Origin of the sequence: Alteromonas sp. MTD1 (genome assembly GCF_042848195.1) — a bacterium.
GTDB lineage: Bacteria > Pseudomonadota > Gammaproteobacteria > Enterobacterales > Alteromonadaceae > Alteromonas.
In genome coordinates this window covers 72,991-97,006 of sequence record NZ_BTGG01000002.1, presented here as the reverse complement: position 1 = coordinate 97,006, position 24,016 = coordinate 72,991, and the positions used below count along the sequence as shown (strand labels likewise).

The following is a 24,016-nucleotide window of genomic DNA, read 5'->3' as shown; positions in this document are numbered from 1 at the left end:
GAAAATTGATTTCTAACCTGTGTGAGATTAGAGAAGGCAATTGAAACACACTGTGGCGCTACTAGCGGGATTTCGTGTGTTTCAACTTACTATTTTAGCCATGAGTCGGCGCTCATTGTGTTAGCCGTTGGCTTGAAGCTTAACCACTTCCGCGCTTTCGTCTTCTAGCACGCTATCTGCAGTTGCGCCTTTAAATATTTTGCTTATTTTGTCTTTATTTTTCGACAACATAATAGTGAGTTCCTCTACTACATTATCTTCAAGCTTAATGCCTTTAGCATTGATGTACTCGGCCAAGTTGTCCGCTGCGTCTAGCATTTTGTCGTATTGATCGGCTTCTTTTTTGTCGGTAGTTACCAATTTTTCTACCCCTTTGTGTGTTACAACGTACTGTGTAGTAATGGCCATGGTAGGTCCCCTGTTTTTTAAAGACACAAAAACTGTACAACAATATACTGTATAAATAAACAGTATTTCGCATTGCACTGTTAAATTTATTTGCTGGTGCGGCATTGGCGATGTTTTTAAGGTGATTAATGCTTGTGCAATTTACAACTGCTGCGTATAATGCGCGCCCTTACAGCCATCCCAATTCGTTCCTTGTCTCCATACAGTCGGCTGTACTGTCGAGGCTACAACCGTAAGGAGCTATAATGCGTCATTACGAAATCGTATTTATGGTTCACCCTGATCAGAGTGAACAAGTACCTGGTATGATCGAGCGTTATACCACAATCCTAAAGCAAGACGGTGGTCAGATTCATCGTTTAGAAGATTGGGGCCGTCGTCAACTGGCTTACCCAATTGAAAAGCTGCACAAAGCCCACTACGTACTAATCAATGCTGAAGCATCTGCAGAAGCTGTTGATGAGCTGGAAAATGCTTTCCGTTTCAACGACGTGATCCTACGTAACATGGTTATGCGCACTAAGACTGCTGTGACTGAGCCTTCTCCAATGATGAAAGAAGAGCCTCGTCGTGAGCGTCGTGACGATTCTGCTCCTCGCCAAGACCGCGCGGAAAAGAAAACTGAAACCACTGAAGACAACGCTTAAGGAGATCACCCATGGCTCGTTTTTTCAGACGTCGTAAGTTCTGCCGTTTCACTGCAGAAGGTGTGACTGAGATTGATTACAAAGATATCGCTACTCTTAAGAACTACATCACTGAGAGCGGTAAAATTGTCCCTAGCCGTATTACTGGTACAAGCGCAAAATATCAGCGTCAGCTGTCTTCTGCGATTAAGCGCGCACGTTTCCTTGCGTTGCTTCCGTACACTGATTCACACAAGTAATTTGGCGAAAATAAGGGTTAGCTAAGATGAATATCATCCTACTAGATAAAATCGCCAACCTTGGCGGCCTGGGCGACCAAGTGACTGTTAAGTCTGGTTACGCTCGTAACTTCCTTTTCCCACAGGGTAAAGCGGTTCCTGCAACTAAAGGCAACGTAGAAAAGTTTGAAGCACGTCGTGCTGAACTTGAAGCGAAAATTGCTGAGCAACTAGCTGCTGCAAATGCACGCGCTGAGAAAGTTGCTGAGCTTGCTGAAGTTACTATCGCAGCTCCTGCTGGTGACGAAGGTAAACTATTTGGCTCTGTTGGCACACGTGACATCGCTGATGCAATTACTGCAGCTGGCGTTGAAGTTGCTAAAGCAGAAGTTAAACTACCTACTGGTACACTTCGTGAAACTGGTGAGTATGACATCGACTTACAACTTCACTCTGACGTTATCACTTCAATCAAAGTGATCATCATTGCTGAAGCGTAAGCGCTGACGTATTTGAAAAAAGCCGCTCTTTTGAGCGGCTTTTTTTGTGCCTGAAGATAGCTTCAACACTGTCTACTCACAAATCTATTCAAAAAACCTTGCCTCTGTACTTGTAATTATTTGTGTCACGTTCCGATAAATAACCTGTTTTATCCGTTCAATTATCTGCGATAAATAGCGGTTCTTGGGCCAAATATTAAATAAATGTTAATAGTCGCTAAAAATCTTATTGTCGCGGCTTTAAACTTTTTCTGTCACTTGTGCGACCTATAGTGAACCGGACAATAAAAAGCATAAGTGCATCGAGATGGACATTACAAAGCTCGCAATTAAAAACGCAACTGGCGTAGGCATAGGGATCGCTTTATTAGTGTTTCTTGGGCTTTATAGCTTGTTTAACTTACCTGTTCAGTTGTTTCCCGATATCGAACGTCCGAATATCAACATTCAAACCTCGTGGCGTGCCGCATCACCACTAGAAATTGAATCGGAAATCATTGAGCCACAAGAAGAGGTGCTGCAGGGTATTCCAGGTTTAGAGTCAATGCGAACTTGGTCAAACCAAGGTAATGCATGGATTAACTTGGAGTTTGGTTTAGGCACCGACATGCAAAAAACGCTAATTGAAGTCATTAGCCGTATGAACCGTTTACCACCGCTTCCGCGAGACGCGTTGTCACCTAATATCATGCTGGCAGGCAGCGGTGGCGATGCGCCTGCTCTCACTTATTTTTTCTTACAACGGTTGCCTGGTAACCCGAATGAAATTAACTCATACGTAACATACTTTACTGATGTCATTAAACCACAATTAGAAAGTATTCCTGGGGTTGCTCGCGCAAGAATGGAAAGCGGTGTAGGTGGTGTTGAGGAGTTTCAAATTGTATTCGACCCTTTTAAGGCTGCTCAGCTTGGTATTGATTTAACGGCTGTTGCTAATGAACTCGGGCGAGCAAATGACGTATCTGGCGGCTTTGTGGATGTTGGTCGTCGTCGTTATACGTTGCGCTTTGAGGGGCGCTATCAGCCCACGCAAATGGGCGAGATGATCCTTGAATGGCGAGATGGAAGCCCTATTAGGCTAAATGATATTGCAGATATCAAGATAACTAGGGCTGATGGCGCTAATGCTAGCGTGCAAAACGGTAACCCAGCTATTTCAATCCGTGTAGACAGACAAAATGACGCCAATGTGCTTGCAACATTAGAAGCGGTAAAAGACAGAGTTGCCCAAATAAACGAGAGCGACCTAGCACCCCAACAGTTGGTAATGGTACAAAGCTTCGATGCGTCGGTATTTATTTACAGAGCAGTACAGTTGGTTACTAGCAACCTGTTTATTGGCGTACTGTTGGCCATAGGAATTCTGTGGGCATTTATGCGACAGCTTCGCGCCACACTTATCGTGGCACTAGCCATTCCCATTTCTTTATTAAGCACCTTTGTTGTTCTACAAATTACAGGGCGTTCACTTAACATTATTTCTCTTGCTGGTTTAGCTTTCGCGGTAGGAATGGTGCTAGATGCGGCGATAGTAGTGCTTGAAAACATAGTGCGAACTCGCACGAGTGTGACAAGCGATGAAGAGAGCGCATATAAAGGTACAAAAGAAGTGTTTGGCGCGTTAATGGCGTCAACGGCGACAACCGTAGCTATATTCATACCCGTGATGTTTCTAGAAGATGTAGAAGGTCAGCTTTTTGCAGACTTAGCGTTAACCATTGCTATTGCCGTATGCATGTCGCTTGTTGTTGCCGTTACTGTGCTACCTGTTGTGGCATCTCGTTACTTGAAGGGCGATATGCCAGAAGATAGCCTTCAACGGCTATGGGCAAAAATCACCGGCAATATAATGCGACTTTCTGCCACGCAGACCCGTCGAATAATACTGGTGCTTACGCTTATGGGAGTGCCTGTGGCTGGCAGCGTAATGCTTATGCCGTCAATGGATTACTTACCGCCTGTGAAGCGTGATGCTGTTGACGCTTTCTTAAGTTTGCCGGCAGGTGCAAGCGAGAACTTCATCTCTGAGGAAGTTATTCCTGTTGTTGTCGAACGCCTTAAACCCTACATGGACGGTGACAAGCAACCTGCGCTTAAGAACTACTACATTATTACTTGGCCTAATGGCGGCACGCTTGGTGTAAGAGCTAAGGACCAATCGAAGGTGAAAGAACTTGAAGCTATCGTTCGCGACGAGATTTTAAAAGACCTTCCCGATACACAGGCATTTGCTCAGCAAGGAAACCTTTTCGGTGGTTTTGGTAATGGTCGTTCTATCGATATTCACTTGCAGGGCATAGACCAAGACATGCTTGGCGTGGCCGCACAAGCCGGGCTAGATAAGCTACGCGAAGTCTTTCCAAATGCGAACGCCAGAGCTAATCCGTCGCTAGAGCAAGCTGAGCCTGAGCTTCGTTTTTATCCTAATGATGCACGCATGATGGAAGTTGGCCTTAATCGAGGTGCAATGGGTAGTCTTGTACGCGCAATGGGCGATGGCATGTACGTAGGCGAATACTTCGACGGTGTTAAACGCATGAACATTATCTTTCGCTCAGAGCCTTGGGCTACGCCGGAAGAAGTAAACAGTACGCCGTTAATGACGCCGGTTGGCGAAGTCGTTCAATTAGGTGAATTAGTTGAAATTCAGCGTGCAGTGGGGCCAAGTCGGATTCAGCGTATTGATGGTCGTCGTACATTAACCGTAAACGTGAATCCACCAGAGGGCATGAGTTTAGAAGATGCAATGGCGGTTATTAAGTCGGAAGTAGAGCCTGCCATTATGGCAATGATGCCGGTAGACGGGTCTATTACCTATGGTGGCAGTGCAGATAGTCTAAAAGGCGCTATTGCTTCTATGGCTGATAACTTTATGTTCGCTATGGTTTTACTACTGTTGCTAATGGCAGGTTTGTTTAAGTCGCTGAAAGACAGTGTGTTAGTGGTGCTGTCTATTCCACTAGCGACAATTGGTGGCGTGCTAGCAATTCGAATTATGAATGTATTCACCTTCCAGCCCATGGACTTGCTGACCATGATTGGCTTCATTATTTTGCTAGGGCTAGTGGTGAATAATGCCATTTTGCTTGTGCATCAAACTCGCTTGGGTGAACACGCTGGGCTAACGCGAGATGAAGCGGTGGAACAAGCAGTTTTACTTCGTCTTCGTCCTATTTTTATGAGTACGTTTACCTCTATCTTCGGCATGCTTCCTTTACTGTTATTGCCTGGTGCTGGAAGTGTCATTTATCGCGGTTTAGCCGCAGTAATTGTTGGTGGAATGACCGTAAGTACCGTATTCACGCTTCTTCTATTACCCACGTTATTACGAATGAAAATGCCTGAAAAAGCGCGTATATCCCAAGTCGACAATGCGGCTGGAAGTACTTCTCAGGCAGCCAAACTCAAAAAACACAGCGATCATTTATAAGGAATATCTCTCATGAAAGCATTAATAAAAGCAGCCATATTCGGCTTATGCACTGGGAGTGCGTTGGTGGTTTCTAGTACTGTAGCAGCGCAAGAAAACACGCCAGCACCAGTGCTGGTGCAGGTAGATGAAGCTAAGGAACAAGCTATATCGCAGTTAACATGGGTGCCGGGCACTATCTTAAGTCAAACCGATGCAAACTTAGCATCGGAAGTAGATGGTCGCATTACATGGATGGCAAACGTTGGCGATGTGATTGAAGCGGGGCGGCCACTGGCAACGTTAGACGATACACGTTTGACTATTACGCTAAATCAAAATAAGTCCGATATTGCACTGTGGCAGTCTCAGGTGTCGTTATTTGAAACACGATTATCGCGTTTTAAAAACCTACAGGCGAACAATAATCTCTCACGCGGAGAGCTTGATACGGTTTACGCCGACTTAGAAAACGCCAAACAAGGACTTGCAAAGGCAGAGCTTGATTTAGCCTTTACGCAATATCAAATCGATCAGAGCCAAATTAAAGTACCTTATACCGCGCTTGTAGTAGAACGATTAAAAGCACCCGGAGAATATACCGGCGTAGGGCAAGATTTAATAAGGGTTGTTAATCCAGAGAATATCGAAGTACAGGTACGCGCACCATTAACCGTACTTCCGTTTATCAAGCGTGGGATGCCCGTTAATGTGCACAGCAAAACGCATCAAGTTGAAGAATCGATAAGGGCTATTGTGCCTGTTGGTAATACCAACTCTAGGATGATGGAGCTTCGCATTGCCATAAAGTCTGGCGACTTTCCTATTGGTAGCGCGGTAAGAGTTGCTTTACCTAGCAGCGACACCCACAACGGCGTAACCATTCCGCGAGACGCGCTTGTGCTAAGAAAGACGGGCACCTTTATTTATCAGCTAAATGATAACAACGAAGCACAGCAAATTAAGGTGCGCACAGGCGTTGGTTTAGGCGAGCGCATTGAAGTGTTCGGTGATGTGAACCCACTACAGTATGTTGTTGTAAGAGGCGCAGAAAGATTGCGTGCTGGCCAAAAGGTACGATTCGAAGAGACAGGTACAACATTAACGGCAAAAAATTAATATTTTCTTACGTTTAGTGGTAACAAGAACCAACCCGAAATAGGAAATGTGCGGTAAAGTAACCAACGTAGACAGTAGTGGGTGAAATAATGCAATTCTTCTTCGGTAAAGTTCTTGTTAATAGAAAGCTCGTCAATAAAAAGCACATTGGCAACAATAAAAAAGGTTTATCTGTGAAATACCTATGCCTATGTGCTGCTGCGCTTTTAGTAAGCCTTGGTTGTTCAACTACCAACACGGTTAACCGTGTTTCATCAGAGTCTTCACAAGTTAGATATAGCGAGCATGAGGGGTACGAAGATAGATTTCGCAACCTGTATGACGACGTTAAAAACTATCCCGTTACCTGCACTGGTAATTGTTACCCGCCTCACGAGGACATTAAGTGCCAAAGCAACATGCAGGATTGCCAATATGTGGGGAAGCGCCCGAAGGTTCAGTTAAATACGGGCTTCGACATTACATGGCTAGGACACGCTACATTCGTGATAAAAACGCCCGACAACAAGCAAATTCTTGTAGATCCTGTTTTTGGGCAGTTCGACTGGCCGGTAAACTGGGCGTTTCGTTTGGCCGAAGGGTTCAATAGAAACATGCCTGCAACGTTAAGCCAGCGCGATATTATGCAAACAGATGCGGTTTTGTATTCCCACATTCACTACGACCATTTTAATAAAAGCGATATTGAAACAATTGGCAACAACACCGAGTATTTAGTACCGCTAGGTTTTGCTGAACATTTCCCAAATAATGGCTACAGCATAAACGAAATGCCGTGGTATGCGTCTTACGCGCTTGCCGATACACAAATACATTTTGTACCAGCCCATCATTTTAGTAATCGTATATGGGTGCCTTACTTGTACGAGGATAACAACGCGTCGCTGTGGGGAGGATGGTTAATAGAACACAATGGTAAACGCGTTTATTTTGCTGGAGACACCGGGTATTCAGCGCATTTTAAAACCATAAATGAACGCTACGGGAATATCGACATTTGTCTGCTTCCAATTGCGTCCTATCACAGCGAAGAGTCTCCTAGGTGGTACAGAAAAGTGCACACTACACCAGAAGATGCCATTGTGGCGTCGAATGAACTGGGGTGTAAGGTTGTTATCCCCTGGGGCTTTGGAAACGCGACTTGGCGTATGGGCGATAAAACATCACACTCAGCCCTTTTTCGTCTTTTGCACATGAAACAGCAACTTAATACATCAATGCCTTGGGTAGTATTAAATGAAGGTGATAGCACTTCATTTTAAAATTACCTTCAAACAAGCGTTTAAACATTCACTTGCACTTACGGGCTGCCGTGGCTAATATTTGAACATCAAACGCCCTTTGGTGAAGTTTTTTCAGGGACGAAAAATGTTTAAATCTAGAACAGCTTCTTTTTCTGGCTTGGTTATCGCCTTTCTAATGTATATTGGCGTGTGCGGCTATTTCTTAAAGCAAGAGCCCGCGCCAACGCTACCTGCCTATAAGTCTTGTGAGGAAAGCTGCACTACAAGCATTGAGTTTTACGTTCCTGAAGCTGCAAAAAGAATGACGCTTGCCCGCGAACTCGACGATATTTTTGAGAGCTATACTGCGAAAGAAGTGGGCTATTTCGTTTACTGGAATGGCGACGTATGCGAGCTACGACTATATGCTAACTCACCGAACGCGCTACTCTCACTCACTTCAAAATTAGAAGCGCAAGTAGCGCCATTCATTGAGAATAGAACACATCACATAATAGAGGTTTTTGACGGTATTACCTACTCGCTACTTTCTCGCATTTAGTGCGCCATTCATCATCTAATACAGCCAATGAAGCAAGCTCAGCAGCCAGCGCTTTATCGGTTTTTAAATGTGTGCACTGCATGAGCGTATGTACGTTTACCGAGTTCTCTTGACGTTTAAGTAACGTCACGGAATCGCCAACATGAATTACGCCGGTTTTAAGTACACGGTAGTACCAGCCTGTTATCCCTCGTTCGCCTACGAACCTATCCAAATTCTTTATTTCAAAGCGTTGAGATATTTTGCTGCATGGTGCTCGGGGGGCACTCACTTGAAGTTCAACCTCTCCAAATTGCCAAATGTCGCCAATAAATACTGTTGAATCATCCATGCCTTCAACACTGATATTTTCTCCAATGCTGCCCTTTTCAAAAGCACCGTCGGGAAAATGTTTTGCCAGTGTCAGATAGTTTATAGGGGCAAATTGATGCAGTACCTTTTCTGGGCCGCCGTGTAGCTTTTTGTTTGCTTGTACATCTTCATTGGTACCGTCGATATTGACAGTTAAGGTGTTAACCGGGCTTTTAACTATACTGCTTGGTGCGCCTCTAGGCCCTAATGGCTTTGGCTTTCCAGCAAATAAAGCATCAACAGTGAAGGTGGTTAGCATGGTTTCTCCAAAAAAATATTTTGTTTATTTAAACCTTTCTACTATAGGGTACGACTAACTCTATAACACTAACAAGTGCGATGCTTAAAAAGCAGAAAAGTACGTAAAGAATATGAGAAGACAATGGAACACACCCAACAACGTGTAGTTCACGCCAATGTGGTGTTTGGTAAGCAAGACGAAGACCACTGGATATCGGAAGCAAAGCGAGGCAGTAAACATGCCTTTCGCCAACTGTACGATATGCATATTGGTCGTGTGTATGCTTTGTGTTACCGACTCACTGGCGAAAAAGGCATGGCAGAGGATGCGGCTCAAGAAGTGTTTATTCAGCTTTGGCGAAAGCTGGATAACTTTGAAGGGCAAAGCCAATTCTCAACGTGGCTTCACAGCGTAACGGCAAATATTACGATTTCTTACATTCGAAAGCAGAAAGGTTGGGTGCAGCGGATGTTCAATTTAGAGTCCAGCGGTATTCACGATATGGCGGCAGAATCGCAGAGTACTGATATAGATTTAGAAGCCATGGTAGTGAGGCTTCCCGAGCGAGCAAGAATGGTATTCGTACTGCACGCCATCGAGGGCTATCGGCATGAAGACATTGCATCCATGCTCGATATGGCAGTGGGCTCAAGCAAAGCACAGTTCTTTCGTGCAAAGCAATTGTTAAAAGATTACATGGGGTATGGCGATGAGTAATTTCGATGAACAGCTTTCTCAACAACTCAACAGCCTTGCAAAAGAGAAGCCGCCTGAGCGAGATTTGTTTCGTGGCGTAGAGCTTGGTATTGAAGCACAGCGTAATGGAAAAGAGAAGCAAAGCAGTAATGGTGTAACGAATAATCAATGGCTGGCCATTGCCGCTAGCGTATGTTTAGTTACCGTTATCTGGCTGTCTGCGCCGTTGGCATTTAAAACCGAGAACACACAGGCCGATACTTATGCTCTGATAGAGGCGCTTAGTACGCAACAACAGCAGCAGGTTAATAGCTTATTGGCTAGCTATGAAAGTACGCCAGCTTTAACACAAGACTGGCAACAACAATTGAAAGAATTAGACGATGCAGCAGATGCCGTTAAGTTAGCGTTGAAGGAAGATCCTGACAATTCGGCATTAATTAAAATGTTGCACCATGTATATCAACAGCAAATTGCCTTAATTGAGCGAGTGCACGCGCCAAAGTGGCAGCAAATTTAAAAAGGGTATGATGATGAAATCAATATTAAAGACAACACTTTCTCAAAATGTAGCAAAAGCATTTGGCGTAACGCTATTACTTACCATTGCCGCCAATGTTTACGCGGGCGAGATGATAGATAAAACCATAGATACATCTAGTTCGCCGAAGGTAGACATTGAGCACGTTAACGGTAAGGCAGAAATACGTGTATGGGACAAATCGCAGGTTCGTGTAACTGGAGAGTTAGGTGAACGAACAGAAGAGTTTATCTTTGAGCAGCGCGGTGATGTAGTAGTTATTCATGTCGAAGTAGAGCGCAGCAGCCAAAGCTGGTACAAGAAAGTGAAAGACGGTGACGACCTTACCATTTATGTGCCTGCGTCAAGCGACTTACATTACACTGCGGTAAATGCAGATGTTAAAGCAAGTGGCATTACTCGTGCAGTTGATGTTGAAGTAGTTAACGGCGACGTAATGCTTCAAGACATTGCAGAGCGTGTTGAAGTGGAGTCGGTGAACGGCGATATAGAACTTAAAAACGTTCGCGGACGATTGGAAGTTGAAAGCGTTAATGGCGATTTAGATGTTGAGCATACTGGAAGCACGTCGGTGTCGTTTACCTCGGTTAACGGTAAGGTTGAAGTAAAGACTAATAGCCCAGACGTAACGGTTGAAACGGTGAACGGTCGCATCGATTTAGCACTTGGTGATGTGGACTCATTGGATATTGATACCGTAAACGGCCGCACGTTTGCTAGTTTATCAATAAATGCTAATGGTCGCGTAAACGCTAATTCAGTGGGCGGCGCAATGGAGTTTCAATTCCAGCCAAATGTGTCTGCACAATTTGATATTGGTGCGCATGCTGGTGGTAACATCATCAATAAAATCAGTGATGTGCAAGCTAAAAAGCCTAAGTATGGTCCTAGCCGCTCGCTTCGCTTTATCAATAACGGCGGTGCGGCTGATGTAGACATCTCAACCGTGCACGGACGAATTGTTCTAGACCAAAAGTGAATAAGTAAGCACCATTACAATCGTTAAAATAAGTTGAAATGGTAAATTTTGTCCATATTTATTAATCAACTGGCAAAAGGCTGCATCAGTGCAGCCTTTTTTGTGTTTAGAAGATAGCTTTTAATGGTAAATGTGTACTGCTCATAGTTGCCGATGTCGTTTTTAAAAAGTCATTATACGGGAGAACGAGTTGAATATTATTGGGCACTTAAAGCGCTTTTGGCGATTTCATAGCTTGGTACTAGGTGCATTAAGCATTTCTGCGCTTACGCTGGGTTGTGCAATGCATGAGCCCGCGTATTACGAAGGTACCTGGGTAGTGACTGCAGCGCATCCGCCTGTTGAAACCACTCAACATACAACGCAGCCAAATGTAGCCCAGTTGGGCGTGGCCCAATCGAGTGCGGCCCAACCAAATGAGTTTCTTGGTAGCTCGGTGGTTTATTCGTCTGTATCGGCGCGATTAGACCAATATCTGTGTGAAGCACCAACGTACACCGAGCGCACAATAGCGCCATCGGCAATTGAATTAGACTACAAGGTTTCCTATGCGTTGTTAGGCTTCTCTAATGATAAAATCAGTTTAGTTGAGCTATCATGCTCAAACGATGGCGTTTCAATTGGCTCACAGCTTTTGTATCAAGAAAATACGCTAGCTTATACCCATGTTGACGGTACCTTCTTAAAACTTGAAAAAGCCGTGTTTTAGCAGTAATTCAATTTTCTTGTTTTTACCCTAATTCCTGAGTTCCCGTATTGAGGGAAGAGCTCGAAAAGCGCATAATAACCAACTGACTTTTGTTCGACGTTATAAGGTTGTATTGTGGCTTCTGCTCCTAAAGGCGATAAGAATGTAGAAAAATTGAAGGTTCCACCTCATAGTATCGAGGCGGAGCAATCTGTTTTAGGAAGCATGCTCATCGACCCCGAAAGTTGGGATAAAGTTGCCGAACTTGTTTCCGACAATGACTTTTATAATCGTTCTCACCAAATTATCTTCCGTGCAATAACCCGCTTGCTTAATAGCAGTCAGCCTATCGACCTGATTACCGTGTCGGAAGAGCTGGAAAAACACGACGAGTTAGACGACGCAGGTGGTTTTGCCTACTTAGGTGAACTTGCCAAAAATACCCCGAGCTCTGCGAACGTTGTATCGTACGCTCAAATCATCAGTGAGCGTGCTATTACACGAGAACTGATTGGCGTTGCGCACGAAATTGCCGAAGTGGGTTATAACCCCGAAGGAAGAAATAGCGCCGATATCCTTGATTTAGCTGAGAGTAAAGTATTCGAGATTGCCGAACGCAGAACAGGCGAAAACGAAGGCCCTCGCGACGTTGAGTCTATTCTTGGCAAAACCATAGACCGCTTGGAAGAGTTAGTAAAAACCAATAAAGACGTAACCGGTGTTACGTCTGGTTTCTCCGACCTTGATAAAATGACCAGTGGCCTTCAGCCTTCAGACCTTATTATTGTGGCGGCACGTCCTTCAATGGGTAAAACCACGTTTGCCATGAACTTGGTTGAAAACGCAATGCTAGCGGAAGACAAACCAGTACTGGTATTTAGCTTGGAGATGCCGTCGGAACAAATCATGATGCGTATGCTTGCATCATTAAGCCGTGTTGATCAAACCAAAATTCGTACTGCGCAACTAGATGATGAAGACTGGGCGCGTATTTCAAACACCATGGCGATGTTAAAAGACAAAGATTGTCTGTTTGTTGATGACTCATCCGGGTTGACCCCAATGGACGTTCGAAGCCGAGCGAGGAAGTTGGCTAGAGAGCGTGGTGGTATAAGCCTTATCATGGTGGATTATCTTCAGTTAATGCGCGTACCGTCGTTAAGCGATAACCGTACATTAGAAATAGCAGAAATCTCGCGCTCACTAAAAGCGTTGGCGAAAGAGTTAGAAGTGCCAGTAGTGGCGCTTTCTCAGCTTAACCGTACGCTAGAGCAGCGTGCTGATAAACGTCCGGTTAACTCAGACCTTCGTGAATCAGGGTCAATCGAGCAGGACGCCGACCTTATCATGTTTATCTATCGCGACGAGGTCTACCATGAAAACAGCGAATACAAAGGCATTGCAGAAATTATTATTGGTAAGCAGCGTAATGGCCCTATCGGTACTTGCCGTTTAACATTCCAAGGGCAATTCTCGCGTTTCGACAACTACGCTGGCCCAGCTATCGCTGATGAATATTAAGTTAGCCTGTTAAAGTCGATAAATAGGAACAAAAAAGGCGCCTGATGGCGCCTTTTCTTTAGCTAGTTAGCTGAATTATTTTTCTTCAGCTACTTTCACAGTACCTTTAACCGTTACAGAGATACGACGGTTAATACGGTGTGCTTCAGCGTTGCTCGCCGTATCAAGAAGTTGTGTTTCACCGTAACCAATCGTTTCAAGGCGTGAGCTGTCGATACCGTACATATCAACCATTACTTCTTTAAAGTTAGCTGCACGACGCTCTGAAAGGTCCATGTTGTACGACTCTGCACCTGGCGCAGAAGTGTGACCTTCGATAACTGCTGTGGTAGATGGATACTGCTTCATGAATTCTGCGAATTCTGAAATTTCAGGATCCTTAGGCATTTTAACTACAGCACTTTCGTTGTCGAAAAGAACGCGTAGCGTGATTTCTACCGTTTCTTCATCAAACAATGTACAACCTTTAGCGTCTACTTTAACGCCTGCAGGTGTGTCAGGGCACATGTCTTTGCTGTCTACTACGCCGTCTTTATCAGCGTCTTTAATAGCACAGCCTGTAGAATCTACTTTTGTACCAGCCGGTGTATTAGGGCATTGGTCAACGCTATTCATTACGCCGTCGTTGTCGTTATCAACGTTACAACCCATTGCGTCAACACGAACGCCAGCTGGTGTCATAGGGCACTGGTCTTTACCATCTACAACGCCGTCGTTGTCGCTGTCTACTGGCGCAGCAGGTGTGCTTTTGCCAAATGGAACAGCAAAACCTAGTTTTAAGCTGTAGTCGTTGTAGTCATCACCGAAATCGTGATAAGTCGCAATTTCCGTAATTACTTTTACAGAATCTGCAAGGTCCCAGTGTTTACCAATACCCATGTTACCTAGCGTAGTTGAAACACCAGCAGTTTGACGTTTAACACCACCGAAAACATACCATGCATCGTTTGGCGCGAAGTATAATGCATCGACACCTACTAAAGCGCCGTTCTCTTCGCCGCCAGATACAGTATCTAGACCAAGCGCAGTGTACTCTAGACGTGCTGCCCAGCTTTGTGTGAAGCGAAAGCCATATTCAAAAGAAACACCGCGACCATCGTCATAGGTGCCGTTTGGTGTAAGTGATGCTGGACGAGCAGAATCAGTGTTGTAGTACATGCCAGACATACCAAACCAGTGCTTGTATTCAGGTTCAGCTGTTTCTTGTGCAAGAGCGTGCGTAGAGGTAAGCATTGCAATTGATAGCGCTGCCAATTTAAAGTGCTGTTTCATAGTCACATCCTGTTTAACGTTGAGTGATTATCAATTTTGATAATTTTTTATGTTGTGTTTAGCCAATATGGCTAGCACAAGTTGTGCCATTTATAATATGGGTTAGGCTGCAATCCCTTGTAATGTGGCAATAATTGTACGTCTACCACCGCTATTACGGTGCTCACCAAGCATGATACCTTGCCAAGTGCCCAATGCAAGTCTGCCTTGTTGGACAGGGATCGTAACCTGACAGCCTAGTATACTCGATTTTAAATGCGCAGGCATATCATCATCTCCTTCATAAGTATGTTGAAAGAAAGATAAATTTTCCTTTACCGCATAATTACAAAAGGCTTCCATGTCCTGTCTTACGGTAGGATCTGCGTTTTCGTTTACCGTAAGACTTGCACTTGTGTGCTGAAGCCATAGGTGAAGTAAACCTACTTCCACCTGTTTTATACTGGGTATGGCGGTTGTCACTTTATCAGTGATAAGGTGAAAACCGCGGGGATATGCTGGCAGTGTAATTTTTTCAGACTGCCAGAAATTATTTGTCAAAACAGATTTCCAAGTGAGCTCGGCCTTCATCGCATAAGAAAGGAAGTATAATCTTTGCGCCGTCTACTTGGTGGCTAATAGAGTGCTGTTTTCCTGACACTACAATAGGCGTTGCCATGCCAAATTCAAAGCCTCGCTCTGCAAGGTCTCGCTTGGCGTTTCCGCATATCATGTTGGTAACCTCACCCACCATGTCGCCCACTTCAGCGTCGAGTTTTTCTGGACGCTCACCAACCATTCTTTCCATAATGGTGAGTGCAAGCGACTCGTCAAACGTAATAGACATAGAGCCGCGCACGTTTGGGCCCACCATACCGATGAGACCAGACACATCGCCTTTTGCGATATCGTCTTGTTTGCGTTTAGGCTTTCCTGGCGTAAGTGTGGTCTGCGCCATTGTTTCCATAACATTAAGCAAACCGGCAATAAACGGGTTCACAAAATCAGCATTCATGTGCATTCTCCTTGATAGGGCTATCTTCCGTTTGTTGGCAGTCTGCGCATAATCCATGTGCTTCTATTGTTTGTTTTGATACACGAAAACCGTGTTGTTGCGCTTGATTCTCAAGCGTTTCCTGTAAACCTTCAGATTGAATTTCCGCGACATCACCGCAACTGTCGCAAATAAGAAACTGTACCGGGTGATTGCAACCAAAATGGTAACATGCAACAAAGGCGTTGGTTGACTCTAAGCGATGGATGAACCCGAAATCGAGAAGAAAGTCTAATGCACGGTAAACCGTTGCTGGTTTGGCGCTTGATTCAGTCTCTTTCAATGAGTCCAAAAGATCGTACGCGCCCATAGGACCATGTTTCGACACGAGTATTTCATAAACCTTTTCTCGCAAAGGGGTAAATCTAGCGCCACGTTGCTCGCAATAAGCACGTGCCTTGTGGATAAGTGTGGTTTTATTCATTAATGGTAACCGTCAACTCTACCTTCATTGTTATTGTAAAGCTCTGTTTAAGGATCACGCCTCGTGAGTGTGAACATGAGCTATGAGCTCGTCCTCGAGGGCAAAGCGTTCCTCTAGGGTTTCGCCCAGTTGCGCAAGCGCGGCATCGAAGTGTGACGCTTGCTCTGCCGTTACAGCATCTGCAAACGTATCATTAAATAAGAGTGATGCGTCAGTAGTTTCTTTGAGCTTTGGGTAAAGTTGCTCTTTCAACGCCTCACCCGCGCTGTCATTTCCAGCGATGATATCGAACACTTCAAAATGTCCTGCCGACAGGTAATCCATCAATGCGTCGCAAAACTGCGAAATTTTATCTGCGTCGGGCAAACAGCCATTATTCTGATTGATACCCGCAAGGTTGCAGTACGAAACAAGCAATGCTTGGCGTTCAAGCAACCATTTATCAATTACTTGGTGTTTTCCGCCCCACTTATTCTTAACGTTCTCTAGTTGCTGCAACATGTTAATGGTTACCTATTAAGAGACTCCTATTCTCAGTATAACACTGTGCACTTGTGACACAAATTTTGCGCGAAAAAGAATAACATGAGCCGTATTTGAGCAATATTTACCACAGTGTGACTTGTTAGATATTGTTGTATTTGTGCTAAGGTAAGTGGCGAAAACAGGAGGCAGTAATAATGATGATTAAGCAAAGTAAAGCGAATCTAGACACCCAACAGGCCATGTGGGTTATTTTCAGCCGCGGCAAATTGCTTATTCAAACACGTGTTCAAACTATACCTGTAGCGCATTTTAGCGATTTACCTTTCCTGAATTCGTATATTGATGATATCCATCAACTTCCCCCTTTAAACGACTCGGCGCATCGAGACGTGCCAGTTTTCGTGGTTGACCTAGGCTCGCAGCATATCGAAGAAGACGGATGGGAGCGCGTACCGCTTCGCTCTCTATTGTTTACTGAACAAGACATAGCGTTCACGGTAATTGGCAGAGCATGGCAATACATACACTTTCTTCGTACCCATCAATATTGTGGCCAATGCGGTGCTAAGGCCGAAAGAGTAGAATGGGAAATGGCAATGCATTGTCATCGATGTGGCCACCGAAGCTATCCACGTGTGTCACCGTGCATCATAGTGTCTATCCATAATAATCAGCAAATTCTGCTGGCAAAAGGCGTAAGACACAAAGAGGCCAATATGTATTCAACATTGGCAGGTTTTGTTGAAAGCGGAGAAAGTCTAGAAGAGGCTGTGCACCGTGAAGTATTCGAAGAAGTGGGCGTTCGCGTAAAGAACCTGCGCTATTTTAACAGCCAGCCATGGCCATTCCCTCACTCTTTAATGGTAGGTTTTATCGCTGAGTATGACGGTGGTGATATTCGTTGCCAAGAAAACGAAATTGATGATGCGCAGTGGTTTGACGCAGATAATTTGCCTAACACCCCACCTAAAATTTCTATAGCAGGGCAGTTGATTGAAGAAACACTGTCGCTAATTAGCAACAAATAAAAAACCCTGCAAAAGCAGGGTTTCAGTATGTATAGCACGGTCCCTTGAAGGGCTTCTTTATCTTACGAATCTAGTAATAACAAACAATGAAAGCGCTTGCAAGTTACAAATTCAAGTGATGTTGAGCGTAATTTGTCTCATCTTCATCGCATGAAGCATAATTTAGGTCACGTTTTAGCACACCCCTTACATAATGCTGGTATACTCCTCGGCTTCGAGCCGTCACGGCCTTTGTTCATTGTATTTAGAGCTATTTAGGTGAGTTATATGTCGCAAAATATTCCTAGTATTGAAAAGCCTGCATTAAAGAACGACCGTTATTTACGTGCGTTGCTAAAGCAGCCTGTAGATATGACACCTGTATGGATGATGCGACAGGCTGGTCGTTACCTACCTGAATATAAAGCTACGCGCGCTGAAGCGGGTGATTTTATGTCACTTTGCAAAAATGCAGAATTAGCATGTGAGGTTACGCTTCAGCCATTAAGACGTTTTCCGCTTGATGCTGCCATTCTGTTTTCAGATATATTAACTATTCCCGATGCAATGGGCTTGGGACTTTACTTTGAAACAGGTGAAGGCCCACGTTTTAAAAACCCTATTACGTGTAAAGCCGATGTAGATAAAATTGGGCTGCCCGATCCAGAGGGCGAATTACAATACGTAATGAATGCAGTGCGCACTATTCGTCGAGAGTTAAAAGGTGAAGTACCATTAATCGGTTTCTCAGGTAGCCCTTGGACGCTAGCGACGTACATGATTGAAGGTGGCTCTAGTAAAGCCTTTACCAAGATTAAGAAAATGGCGTTTGCGGAACCTGCAACCTTGCATGCTTTGTTGGCGAAGCTAGCCGATTCTGTTACTGAATACCTTAATGCTCAGATTGCAGCAGGCGCGCAATCTGTTATGGTTTTCGACACGTGGGGTGGCGTACTTTCACCGCGCGACTATAAAGAATTTTCGCTTCAGTACATGGAGCGCATAGTAAACGGCCTTACTCGCGAAAGCGAAGGGCGAAAAGTGCCGGTAACCTTATTCACTAAAAATGGTGGGATGTGGTTAGAGTCTATTGCCGCAACTGGCTGCGATGCTGTTGGCCTAGACTGGACAATAGACATTAAAGAGGCGCGTGCTCGTATTGGTGACAAAGTAGCACTACAAGGCAATATGGACCCTTCTATGCTTTACGCCCCTGCAGCACGAATTGAAGAGGAAGTATCTACAATTCTAGCGGGTTATGGCGAAGGCACTGGCCACGTATTTAATTTAGGACATGGAATTCATTTAGATGTGCCACCAGAAAATGCAGGCGTATTTGTTGAAGCTGTGCACAAGTTCAGCAAGCAATATCACAAATAACAGCCGCGCACGCTAGCCAACAATGAAAATATGGCTTCTGCTTGCTCTTGTCTCGTTTATTTTGGTAGCTGGGTTTAAATATCTCGGCTACCAGCAGCATTTAAATGAATCTACTGTCGAAAAGGAACGCTTAACAAGCGTGCTTAGTCGCGCTCGTGTCACAGAAACAAGCGAGTTAAAGGTTATTAAGCCAGCCGCGAAGCTGACAACAAATAATGACTTTAAAACTTTCTACCCTAACTCCATGAATACGTTAAATGACGAGCAACAAAAATTGCCCGCTTTTCAATCTAAAAGTGAAGCGGAGACAGAGTTAGCTTTGAGTCATTTCTTTGCCTCTCACCCTACAAGCTCGTCCTTTATTTTTGAGCGTATTCAATGTGAACAACAACAGTGTGAGCTTACGGGTGAATACTATGGAAGTGAAAGCGAGCTTACTGAAGTAGTAACTGCATTAGAGCAAGAGCCTTGGTGGCATTATATGTCGCCCACGTTGACCACTACAGCAGCGGAAAAGGGTGTGAAAATAACCATGCTGTTTTTGTCACAGTCTGCAGGCGCTGATAAACGAAACAATACGCAACCTACAGCCGATTAACGGCAACTTCCTACAAGCTTTTGCTAACTTAAGCGTCGCGGGGTAAGCCTTTTTCAACCGCACGTATAAGCCGCTTCTGCTGGCGATTTTCCTGTATATCAATTTTGCGATTAAGCTGTTGATCAAGCGCCCAGTTGATATGCCTGTCTACCCGGTCGCTTACCATGCCTCGCTTTTCTTTAAGCAATGAAATTGACGTTTCATTGTACGGTGCGTTACCAAGCGCAACGGCAATATTGCGTTGCCACTTTTCAAAGCCAATTCGACGTATTGGTGACCCTTCAGTATTTTTAAGAAACGTCTCTTCTGACCAGCTAAACAGCGTATTGAGTGACTGTCCATGTAATGCCTGCCTAGGGTGAAAATCTGCCTCGGTAGTTACATCTGCATAGCGATTCCAAGGGCAAATTAGCTGGCAGTCGTCACAGCCATAAATACGATTCCCCATTAGTGGGCGAAGCGACTCTGGAATGTCGTCATCTGACTCAATAGTAAGGTAAGAAATGCAGCGTCTTGCATCTACTTTGTATGGCGCCACGATGGCATTGGTAGGGCAAATGGTTAAACAGGCAGTGCAGCTTCCGCAGTTTTCTTCTACTGGTTTATCAACCGGTAACGGTAAATTAATAAAAAGCTCACCTAAGAAGAACCAAGAGCCGGCCTCTTTATTAAGGGTTAGGCTATGCTTCCCCGTCCAACCTATGCCTGCTTTTTCTGCAATGGCGTGTTCGAGCACTGGTGCTGAGTCGACAAAAGGACGGTATTGTGTAGTCGATGAGTCAATCTCAGACAGCGCGTTAGTAATCTTCTCACCCAACTGTTTTAAGCGTTTACGCAACACTTTATGGTAGTCACGGCCAAGTGCGTAGCGGCTAATGTACCCAATATCTGGACTGTTCAAATGTTTCGCAAAAGACGCATCAGGAGGCAGGTAATTCATACGAACGCTAATAACACGCAACGTGCCAGGTACCAGTTCATCAGGTCGAGCGCGTTTCATTCCGTGGCTTTCCATAAACGACATGTCGCCGTGGTAACCTGCATCAAGCCATGCTTGTAAATGCGCTTCGTGATGATGTAGATCAATATCGCTAATACCAACTTGCTGAAAGCCTAGCGCCATGCCCCAAGCCTTGATATTGTTGGTTAACTCAACGAGGTCGATAGAATTAATTGCGGACATTTGCTCATGCTAGATACTCAACTCACGTCAAGTTTATCATACAAACTATTTAGAGCCGATCAGGTTCGAGAAAACGAGGCTCAGGCGGCTGCCGACTCTGGCTGCGACATGTTTACGTTAATGCAGCGCGCAGGCGATGTTGTATTTAAACAATGCCAAGAGCTAATGCCTAATTCCGACGTTTATTTAGTACTAGTTGGGCAGGGAAACAACGCAGGTGATGGTTATATTGCCGCAGTAAATGCCAAGCTTGCAGGTAAACAAGTGCATTTGTGTGCAATTGAGCCAGAACGTAAGTTAGAAGGTGATGCAGGTATTGCTCAACAGCGCTGGACTGACGCTGGTGGCAAAATAAATACATTTGATTCAGCGTTACTTGAGAAAGCCGATGTGGTTATTGATGCTCTATTAGGGACAGGTATTAATAGCTACATTCGAAATGAATTTGCTGACGTTATCGACGCGCTCAATGCGTCATCTACGCCAGTGGTGAGTGTTGATGTGCCATCAGGTCTTGATGCGAATACCGGTCAAAGTCTAGGTAGGTGTGTACAGGCCGACATTACAGTTACTTTCGTAGGTATAAAACCTGGCCTGGTAACAGGTGCCGGTAAGCAATCCTGCGGCAAGCTAGTGTACGCCGACTTAGGCATTGGTAAAGCCTTTCAATCGCTGGCTAGGGCTAGCGCTACAATGCTAAATATCGACCATTTCAAAGGCATGGGCCCACGTGATATTAACAGTCACAAAGGCACTTACGGCCGCTTGCTGTGCATCGGCGGTAACCGAGGTACAGCTGGTGCTATTCGCCTTGCTGGTGAAGCCGCTTTGCGAAGTGGAGCTGGTATGGTGCGCGTCTTTACACACGAATCTTCTGTTATTCAAGTTAGCGCTGGGCGCCCTGAGCTTATGGTGTCTGATTCTCATCTTGAAGATGCGTTAGCATGGGCAACGTGTGTTGTTATTGGGCCAGGGCTAGGACAAGACGAATGGGCTAACCACACATTTGAACTCACAATGAAACACTGTCAGGCAAACAACAAGCCTGTGGTTATCGATGCCGATGCCCTCAATATTCTTTGCAAGCAATCTACAGCATATACGCTATCTGACAGCATACTCACCCCACATGCTGGAGAAGCAGCGCGATTACTTGGTGTATCGATAGATGAAGTAGAAGGCGACCGATTTAATTACGCAAGACAATGCTCACAGCGTTATCACGCGGTATGTGTGTTGAAGGGTGCAGGTACGCTTATTGATAATGAGAAGAAAACGTGGGTATGCCGACACGGTAACCCAGGTATGGCAACGGCTGGTAGTGGTGACGTATTAAGTGGAATTCTTGGTGCACTGCTGGCACAAGGTGTAGAAACCGATATTGCGGCAAAGTACGGCGTTGTATTACATGCAAAAGCGGGTGACGATATTGCCCAACTCTATGGGCAACGTGGTATGATAGCGAGCGATTTATTTGACGCAGTGCGTGCTTTAATTAATCACAAACATCTGTGATCTTCCCTTAAACGGGTAGGCATTAACTGCGTTTTTCGGTTTTTTGTTATATTGGAAAATTGTTGATGTCTTACCCGCAAACTTCTTTTTTCGCCAATGAAATAGACGATACTGCGCAGCTTGCAAAAGACCTAGCACAGGCCGTTTCAAGCCAACTCTCTACCGATGCCGTTATTTATTTAAACGGCGACTTAGGCGCAGGTAAAACCACGTTCAGCCGGTATTTTATTCAGTCTCTTGGCCATTCAGGTAGCGTTAAAAGTCCAACCTATACGCTAGTTGAACCTTATGAGCTAGAAAGCGTCAATATATATCACTTTGACTTATATCGTTTGGCCGACCCTGAAGAATTAGAATTCATGGGAATTCGAGATTATTTCGGTGGTGGTGCCATTGCGTTAGTAGAATGGTCTGAAAAAGGCGGCGAATACTTGGCATCGCCTGACTTAGTGATTAGTATAAATATTACGCCATCTGGTCGACAGTTCGCCATTGAAGCAAAAAGCGCCCACGGTGCAAAGCTGCTTCAGCAGTGCAAGCGCATTTAGCGTAAAACTGGTATTGAGTAACAGTTGAAAAACCAGACACAAAAAAACAAAAGCATATAGGCAAATTATGGTGCGCAGTATAATTTCGGTCTTATTGTTGTGTTTGCTTGTGCAAATTGTACACGCCGCACAAAATAGTATCGACGGAGTAAGAATATCACCGTCGCCGGATAATACGCGCGTTGTGTTTGATATGAAGTCGAATCCAGACTTCACCTATTTCACCCTTAAAAATCCGCTGCGCTTGGTTGTTGACCTTCAAAATACTAACAAAGCGTTCAAACTCTCCTCTGTTGAAAACAGCGGTGATCTTATTAAGAAATTGCGCTATTCAACGCCAAAGAATAAGCAAGCTGCACGTATTGTTGTTGAACTTAATAGAAAGGCGACGCCTAATTTGTTCGCAATGGCACCTGCTAAATCATACGGCCATCGCTTAGTTATCGACTTAACCGACAGTGAGCCTAAACGAACCAATACATCGTTGGCGTCAACGCGTAATTCGGTAGTACTAGACGATAAATCAAGCCCTCGAGATAGCGACATTATTGTTGCAGTAGATGCAGGTCACGGTGGGCGCGACCCTGGTTCGATTGGCCCTGCCGGTACCTTTGAAAAACACATCACGTTAAGCGTGGCCAAAAAACTTCAGGCAATGATTAACGCCGAACCCGGCATGCGAGCAATAATGACGCGTAGCGAAGATTACTATATTTCGCCTAACCGCCGTCCAGAAATAGCGCGCGAGAAAAAAGCCGACCTATTAATTTCCATCCACGCCGATGCGTTTAGTCAACCACAACCTCGCGGCGGGTCGGTGTGGGTATTATCAATGCGAAGAGCAGATACTGAGCTGGGTCGCTGGCTAGAGAAATCAGAACGACATGCTGAACTGCTTGGTGGTGCCGCTGAGGTAATTAACGATAAATCCAGCGAGCGTTATTTAACAGAAACCATTCTTGGGCTGTCGATGGACCATAGTATGGCCACAAGTCATGATCTGGGTAACAAAGTAGTAGAAGAATTAAAAAAGGTAACTAGCTTGCACAAAAGGAAGCCTCAAGCTGCAAGCCTAGCTGTACTAACTGCTCCCGATATTCCTTCCATTCTGGTAGAGGTGGGTTTTATTTCGAATCCACAGGAAGAAAAAAACTTAAACTGGTCTACGCATCGCGAGCGTCTTGCCTCAGCTGTGTTTACTGCTACCAAGCGTTATTTCAAACAAATGCCGCCCGATGGTACACTGTGGGCCGCTGAAAAAGCGAATAACCGCACTCATAAAGTGCGCAGTGGTGAATCGTTGTCGCTGCTTGCCCAGCGCTACAATGTAAAAGTGAGCAGTATCAAAGCTGCGAACGACCTAAACAGTGATGTTGTAAGAATTGGTCAAGTACTGACTATTCCCAGAACATAGCATTGACGATTATCTGTGTTATCTAGCCGTATTGCATAGCATTGTTATAG

26 protein-coding genes are annotated in these 24,016 nt (G+C 44.8%); 18 read left to right on the top strand and 8 right to left on the bottom strand.

The features are described 5' to 3' along the window. Window positions 1-120: 120 nt before the first annotated feature. Window positions 121-408, bottom strand: coding sequence for a YebG family protein (locus ACGHAV_RS03080; protein WP_334013897.1), 288 nt, complete (start codon window positions 406-408; stop codon window positions 121-123). Between the two features lie 245 nt (window positions 409-653). On the opposite strand from ACGHAV_RS03080, the gene rpsF reads away from it, so the two are divergent. From rpsF to ACGHAV_RS03045, 7 genes are all read left to right on the top strand, one after another. Then, window positions 654-1,055, top strand: a complete 402-nt coding sequence (gene rpsF, locus ACGHAV_RS03075; protein WP_014951120.1) for a 30S ribosomal protein S6 — start codon at window positions 654-656, stop codon at window positions 1,053-1,055. 11 nt (window positions 1,056-1,066) lie between these two features. Next, window positions 1,067-1,294, top strand: coding sequence for a 30S ribosomal protein S18 (gene rpsR, locus ACGHAV_RS03070; protein ID WP_012519954.1), 228 nt, complete (start codon window positions 1,067-1,069; stop codon window positions 1,292-1,294). Window positions 1,295-1,320: 26 nt separating this feature from the next. Continuing rightward, complete coding sequence (gene rplI, locus ACGHAV_RS03065) at window positions 1,321-1,773, top strand: 50S ribosomal protein L9 (RefSeq protein ID WP_390376286.1); 453 nt, start codon at window positions 1,321-1,323, stop codon at window positions 1,771-1,773. A gap of 307 nt (window positions 1,774-2,080) precedes the next feature. Beyond that, window positions 2,081-5,206: an efflux RND transporter permease subunit gene (locus ACGHAV_RS03060; protein ID WP_390376283.1), complete on the top strand. Its 3,126-nt coding sequence runs from the start codon at window positions 2,081-2,083 to the stop codon at window positions 5,204-5,206. Between the two features lie 12 nt (window positions 5,207-5,218). Further along, window positions 5,219-6,304, top strand: coding sequence for an efflux RND transporter periplasmic adaptor subunit (locus tag ACGHAV_RS03055; RefSeq protein ID WP_390376280.1), 1,086 nt, complete (start codon window positions 5,219-5,221; stop codon window positions 6,302-6,304). Window positions 6,305-6,393: 89 nt separating this feature from the next. Then, window positions 6,394-7,566, top strand: a complete 1,173-nt coding sequence (locus ACGHAV_RS03050) for an MBL fold metallo-hydrolase (protein WP_390376277.1) — start codon at window positions 6,394-6,396, stop codon at window positions 7,564-7,566. A 106-nt stretch (window positions 7,567-7,672) separates the two neighbouring features. Continuing rightward, complete coding sequence (locus ACGHAV_RS03045) at window positions 7,673-8,089, top strand: hypothetical protein (protein WP_390376274.1); 417 nt, start codon at window positions 7,673-7,675, stop codon at window positions 8,087-8,089. On the opposite strand, the gene ACGHAV_RS03040 is transcribed toward ACGHAV_RS03045, so the two are convergent. Then, the gene (locus ACGHAV_RS03040) at window positions 8,061-8,699 is read right to left on the bottom strand and encodes an MOSC domain-containing protein (RefSeq protein ID WP_390376271.1); all 639 of its coding nucleotides are present in this window, start codon (window positions 8,697-8,699) and stop codon (window positions 8,061-8,063) included. The two genes, ACGHAV_RS03045 and ACGHAV_RS03040, sit on opposite strands and share 29 nt — an antisense overlap. A gap of 123 nt (window positions 8,700-8,822) precedes the next feature. On the opposite strand from ACGHAV_RS03040, the gene ACGHAV_RS03035 reads away from it, so the two are divergent. From ACGHAV_RS03035 to dnaB, 5 genes are all read left to right on the top strand, one after another. Next, window positions 8,823-9,398: an RNA polymerase sigma factor gene (locus tag ACGHAV_RS03035; RefSeq protein ID WP_334013890.1), complete on the top strand. Its 576-nt coding sequence runs from the start codon at window positions 8,823-8,825 to the stop codon at window positions 9,396-9,398. After that, window positions 9,391-9,897 carry a hypothetical protein gene (locus ACGHAV_RS03030; RefSeq protein WP_390376268.1) on the top strand — a complete coding sequence of 169 codons (507 nt, stop codon included), beginning with the start codon at window positions 9,391-9,393 and terminating at the stop codon, window positions 9,895-9,897. The genes ACGHAV_RS03035 and ACGHAV_RS03030 overlap by 8 nt, the downstream gene beginning before the upstream one ends. A gap of 13 nt (window positions 9,898-9,910) precedes the next feature. After that, complete coding sequence (locus tag ACGHAV_RS03025) at window positions 9,911-10,897, top strand: DUF4097 domain-containing protein (protein ID WP_390376266.1); 987 nt, start codon at window positions 9,911-9,913, stop codon at window positions 10,895-10,897. A gap of 190 nt (window positions 10,898-11,087) precedes the next feature. After that, entirely contained in the window at window positions 11,088-11,606 is a 519-nt protein-coding gene (locus ACGHAV_RS03020) for a hypothetical protein (protein ID WP_390376263.1), read from the top strand. 114 nt (window positions 11,607-11,720) lie between these two features. Then, window positions 11,721-13,106 carry a replicative DNA helicase gene (dnaB, locus tag ACGHAV_RS03015; RefSeq protein WP_390376260.1) on the top strand — a complete coding sequence of 462 codons (1,386 nt, stop codon included), beginning with the start codon at window positions 11,721-11,723 and terminating at the stop codon, window positions 13,104-13,106. Between the two features lie 75 nt (window positions 13,107-13,181). Here the strand turns inward: dnaB and ACGHAV_RS03010 are convergent, their stop codons facing one another. The 5 genes from ACGHAV_RS03010 to rsd form a co-directional block, all read right to left on the bottom strand. Continuing rightward, entirely contained in the window at window positions 13,182-14,378 is a 1,197-nt protein-coding gene (locus ACGHAV_RS03010) for an OmpA family protein (protein ID WP_390376258.1), read from the bottom strand. A 102-nt stretch (window positions 14,379-14,480) separates the two neighbouring features. Next, complete coding sequence (locus ACGHAV_RS03005; protein ID WP_390376254.1) at window positions 14,481-14,918, bottom strand: secondary thiamine-phosphate synthase enzyme YjbQ; 438 nt, start codon at window positions 14,916-14,918, stop codon at window positions 14,481-14,483. Continuing rightward, on the bottom strand, window positions 14,908-15,372 hold the full coding sequence (locus ACGHAV_RS03000) for a chemotaxis protein CheX (protein WP_390376251.1): 465 nt from the start codon (window positions 15,370-15,372) through the stop codon (window positions 14,908-14,910). The genes ACGHAV_RS03005 and ACGHAV_RS03000 overlap by 11 nt, the downstream gene beginning before the upstream one ends. Further along, window positions 15,362-15,835, bottom strand: coding sequence for a transcriptional repressor (locus ACGHAV_RS02995; protein ID WP_334013882.1), 474 nt, complete (start codon window positions 15,833-15,835; stop codon window positions 15,362-15,364). Before ACGHAV_RS02995 ends, ACGHAV_RS03000 begins: the two co-directional genes overlap by 11 nt. A 54-nt stretch (window positions 15,836-15,889) precedes the next feature. Beyond that, window positions 15,890-16,336, bottom strand: a complete 447-nt coding sequence (gene rsd, locus ACGHAV_RS02990; RefSeq protein ID WP_390376248.1) for a sigma D regulator — start codon at window positions 16,334-16,336, stop codon at window positions 15,890-15,892. Between the two features lie 179 nt (window positions 16,337-16,515). Here rsd and nudC point away from each other — a divergent pair, with 179 nt between their 5' ends. From nudC to ACGHAV_RS02975, 3 genes are all read left to right on the top strand, one after another. Next, window positions 16,516-17,349, top strand: coding sequence for an NAD(+) diphosphatase (gene nudC / locus ACGHAV_RS02985; RefSeq protein WP_390376245.1), 834 nt, complete (start codon window positions 16,516-16,518; stop codon window positions 17,347-17,349). A gap of 267 nt (window positions 17,350-17,616) precedes the next feature. Continuing rightward, entirely contained in the window at window positions 17,617-18,708 is a 1,092-nt protein-coding gene (gene hemE / locus ACGHAV_RS02980) for a uroporphyrinogen decarboxylase (protein ID WP_334013879.1), read from the top strand. A 22-nt stretch (window positions 18,709-18,730) separates the two neighbouring features. After that, entirely contained in the window at window positions 18,731-19,306 is a 576-nt protein-coding gene (locus ACGHAV_RS02975; RefSeq protein ID WP_390376242.1) for a hypothetical protein, read from the top strand. A 28-nt stretch (window positions 19,307-19,334) separates the two neighbouring features. Here the strand turns inward: ACGHAV_RS02975 and queG are convergent, their stop codons facing one another. Continuing rightward, window positions 19,335-20,489 carry a tRNA epoxyqueuosine(34) reductase QueG gene (gene queG, locus ACGHAV_RS02970; RefSeq protein ID WP_390376239.1) on the bottom strand — a complete coding sequence of 385 codons (1,155 nt, stop codon included), beginning with the start codon at window positions 20,487-20,489 and terminating at the stop codon, window positions 19,335-19,337. A 6-nt stretch (window positions 20,490-20,495) separates the two neighbouring features. On the opposite strand from queG, the gene ACGHAV_RS02965 reads away from it, so the two are divergent. From ACGHAV_RS02965 to ACGHAV_RS02955, 3 genes are all read left to right on the top strand, one after another. After that, the gene (locus tag ACGHAV_RS02965) at window positions 20,496-22,004 is read left to right on the top strand and encodes an NAD(P)H-hydrate dehydratase (RefSeq protein ID WP_390376236.1); all 1,509 of its coding nucleotides are present in this window, start codon (window positions 20,496-20,498) and stop codon (window positions 22,002-22,004) included. 65 nt (window positions 22,005-22,069) lie between these two features. Then, window positions 22,070-22,552, top strand: coding sequence for a tRNA (adenosine(37)-N6)-threonylcarbamoyltransferase complex ATPase subunit type 1 TsaE (gene tsaE / locus ACGHAV_RS02960; RefSeq protein WP_390376234.1), 483 nt, complete (start codon window positions 22,070-22,072; stop codon window positions 22,550-22,552). Between the two features lie 67 nt (window positions 22,553-22,619). Then, window positions 22,620-23,966: an N-acetylmuramoyl-L-alanine amidase gene (locus tag ACGHAV_RS02955; RefSeq protein ID WP_390376231.1), complete on the top strand. Its 1,347-nt coding sequence runs from the start codon at window positions 22,620-22,622 to the stop codon at window positions 23,964-23,966. Window positions 23,967-24,016: the final 50 nt, after the last annotated feature.

Coding starts and splice junctions, on each gene's coding strand:
- ACGHAV_RS03080 (WP_334013897.1), bottom strand. CDS start 408: ATGGCCATTACTACACAGTACGTTGTAACACACAAAGGGGTAGAAAAA.
- rpsF (WP_014951120.1), top strand. CDS start 654: ATGCGTCATTACGAAATCGTATTTATGGTTCACCCTGATCAGAGTGAA.
- rpsR (WP_012519954.1), top strand. CDS start 1,067: ATGGCTCGTTTTTTCAGACGTCGTAAGTTCTGCCGTTTCACTGCAGAA.
- rplI (WP_390376286.1), top strand. CDS start 1,321: ATGAATATCATCCTACTAGATAAAATCGCCAACCTTGGCGGCCTGGGC.
- ACGHAV_RS03060 (WP_390376283.1), top strand. CDS start 2,081: ATGGACATTACAAAGCTCGCAATTAAAAACGCAACTGGCGTAGGCATA.
- ACGHAV_RS03055 (WP_390376280.1), top strand. CDS start 5,219: ATGAAAGCATTAATAAAAGCAGCCATATTCGGCTTATGCACTGGGAGT.
- ACGHAV_RS03050 (WP_390376277.1), top strand. CDS start 6,394: ATGCAATTCTTCTTCGGTAAAGTTCTTGTTAATAGAAAGCTCGTCAAT.
- ACGHAV_RS03045 (WP_390376274.1), top strand. CDS start 7,673: ATGTTTAAATCTAGAACAGCTTCTTTTTCTGGCTTGGTTATCGCCTTT.
- ACGHAV_RS03040 (WP_390376271.1), bottom strand. CDS start 8,699: ATGCTAACCACCTTCACTGTTGATGCTTTATTTGCTGGAAAGCCAAAG.
- ACGHAV_RS03035 (WP_334013890.1), top strand. CDS start 8,823: ATGGAACACACCCAACAACGTGTAGTTCACGCCAATGTGGTGTTTGGT.
- ACGHAV_RS03030 (WP_390376268.1), top strand. CDS start 9,391: ATGAGTAATTTCGATGAACAGCTTTCTCAACAACTCAACAGCCTTGCA.
- ACGHAV_RS03025 (WP_390376266.1), top strand. CDS start 9,911: ATGAAATCAATATTAAAGACAACACTTTCTCAAAATGTAGCAAAAGCA.
- ACGHAV_RS03010 (WP_390376258.1), bottom strand. CDS start 14,378: ATGAAACAGCACTTTAAATTGGCAGCGCTATCAATTGCAATGCTTACC.
- ACGHAV_RS03000 (WP_390376251.1), bottom strand. CDS start 15,372: ATGAATGCTGATTTTGTGAACCCGTTTATTGCCGGTTTGCTTAATGTT.
- ACGHAV_RS02995 (WP_334013882.1), bottom strand. CDS start 15,835: ATGAATAAAACCACACTTATCCACAAGGCACGTGCTTATTGCGAGCAA.
- rsd (WP_390376248.1), bottom strand. CDS start 16,336: ATGTTGCAGCAACTAGAGAACGTTAAGAATAAGTGGGGCGGAAAACAC.
- nudC (WP_390376245.1), top strand. CDS start 16,516: ATGATGATTAAGCAAAGTAAAGCGAATCTAGACACCCAACAGGCCATG.
- hemE (WP_334013879.1), top strand. CDS start 17,617: ATGTCGCAAAATATTCCTAGTATTGAAAAGCCTGCATTAAAGAACGAC.
- ACGHAV_RS02975 (WP_390376242.1), top strand. CDS start 18,731: ATGAAAATATGGCTTCTGCTTGCTCTTGTCTCGTTTATTTTGGTAGCT.
- queG (WP_390376239.1), bottom strand. CDS start 20,489: ATGTCCGCAATTAATTCTATCGACCTCGTTGAGTTAACCAACAATATC.
- ACGHAV_RS02965 (WP_390376236.1), top strand. CDS start 20,496: ATGCTAGATACTCAACTCACGTCAAGTTTATCATACAAACTATTTAGA.
- tsaE (WP_390376234.1), top strand. CDS start 22,070: ATGTCTTACCCGCAAACTTCTTTTTTCGCCAATGAAATAGACGATACT.
- ACGHAV_RS02955 (WP_390376231.1), top strand. CDS start 22,620: ATGGTGCGCAGTATAATTTCGGTCTTATTGTTGTGTTTGCTTGTGCAA.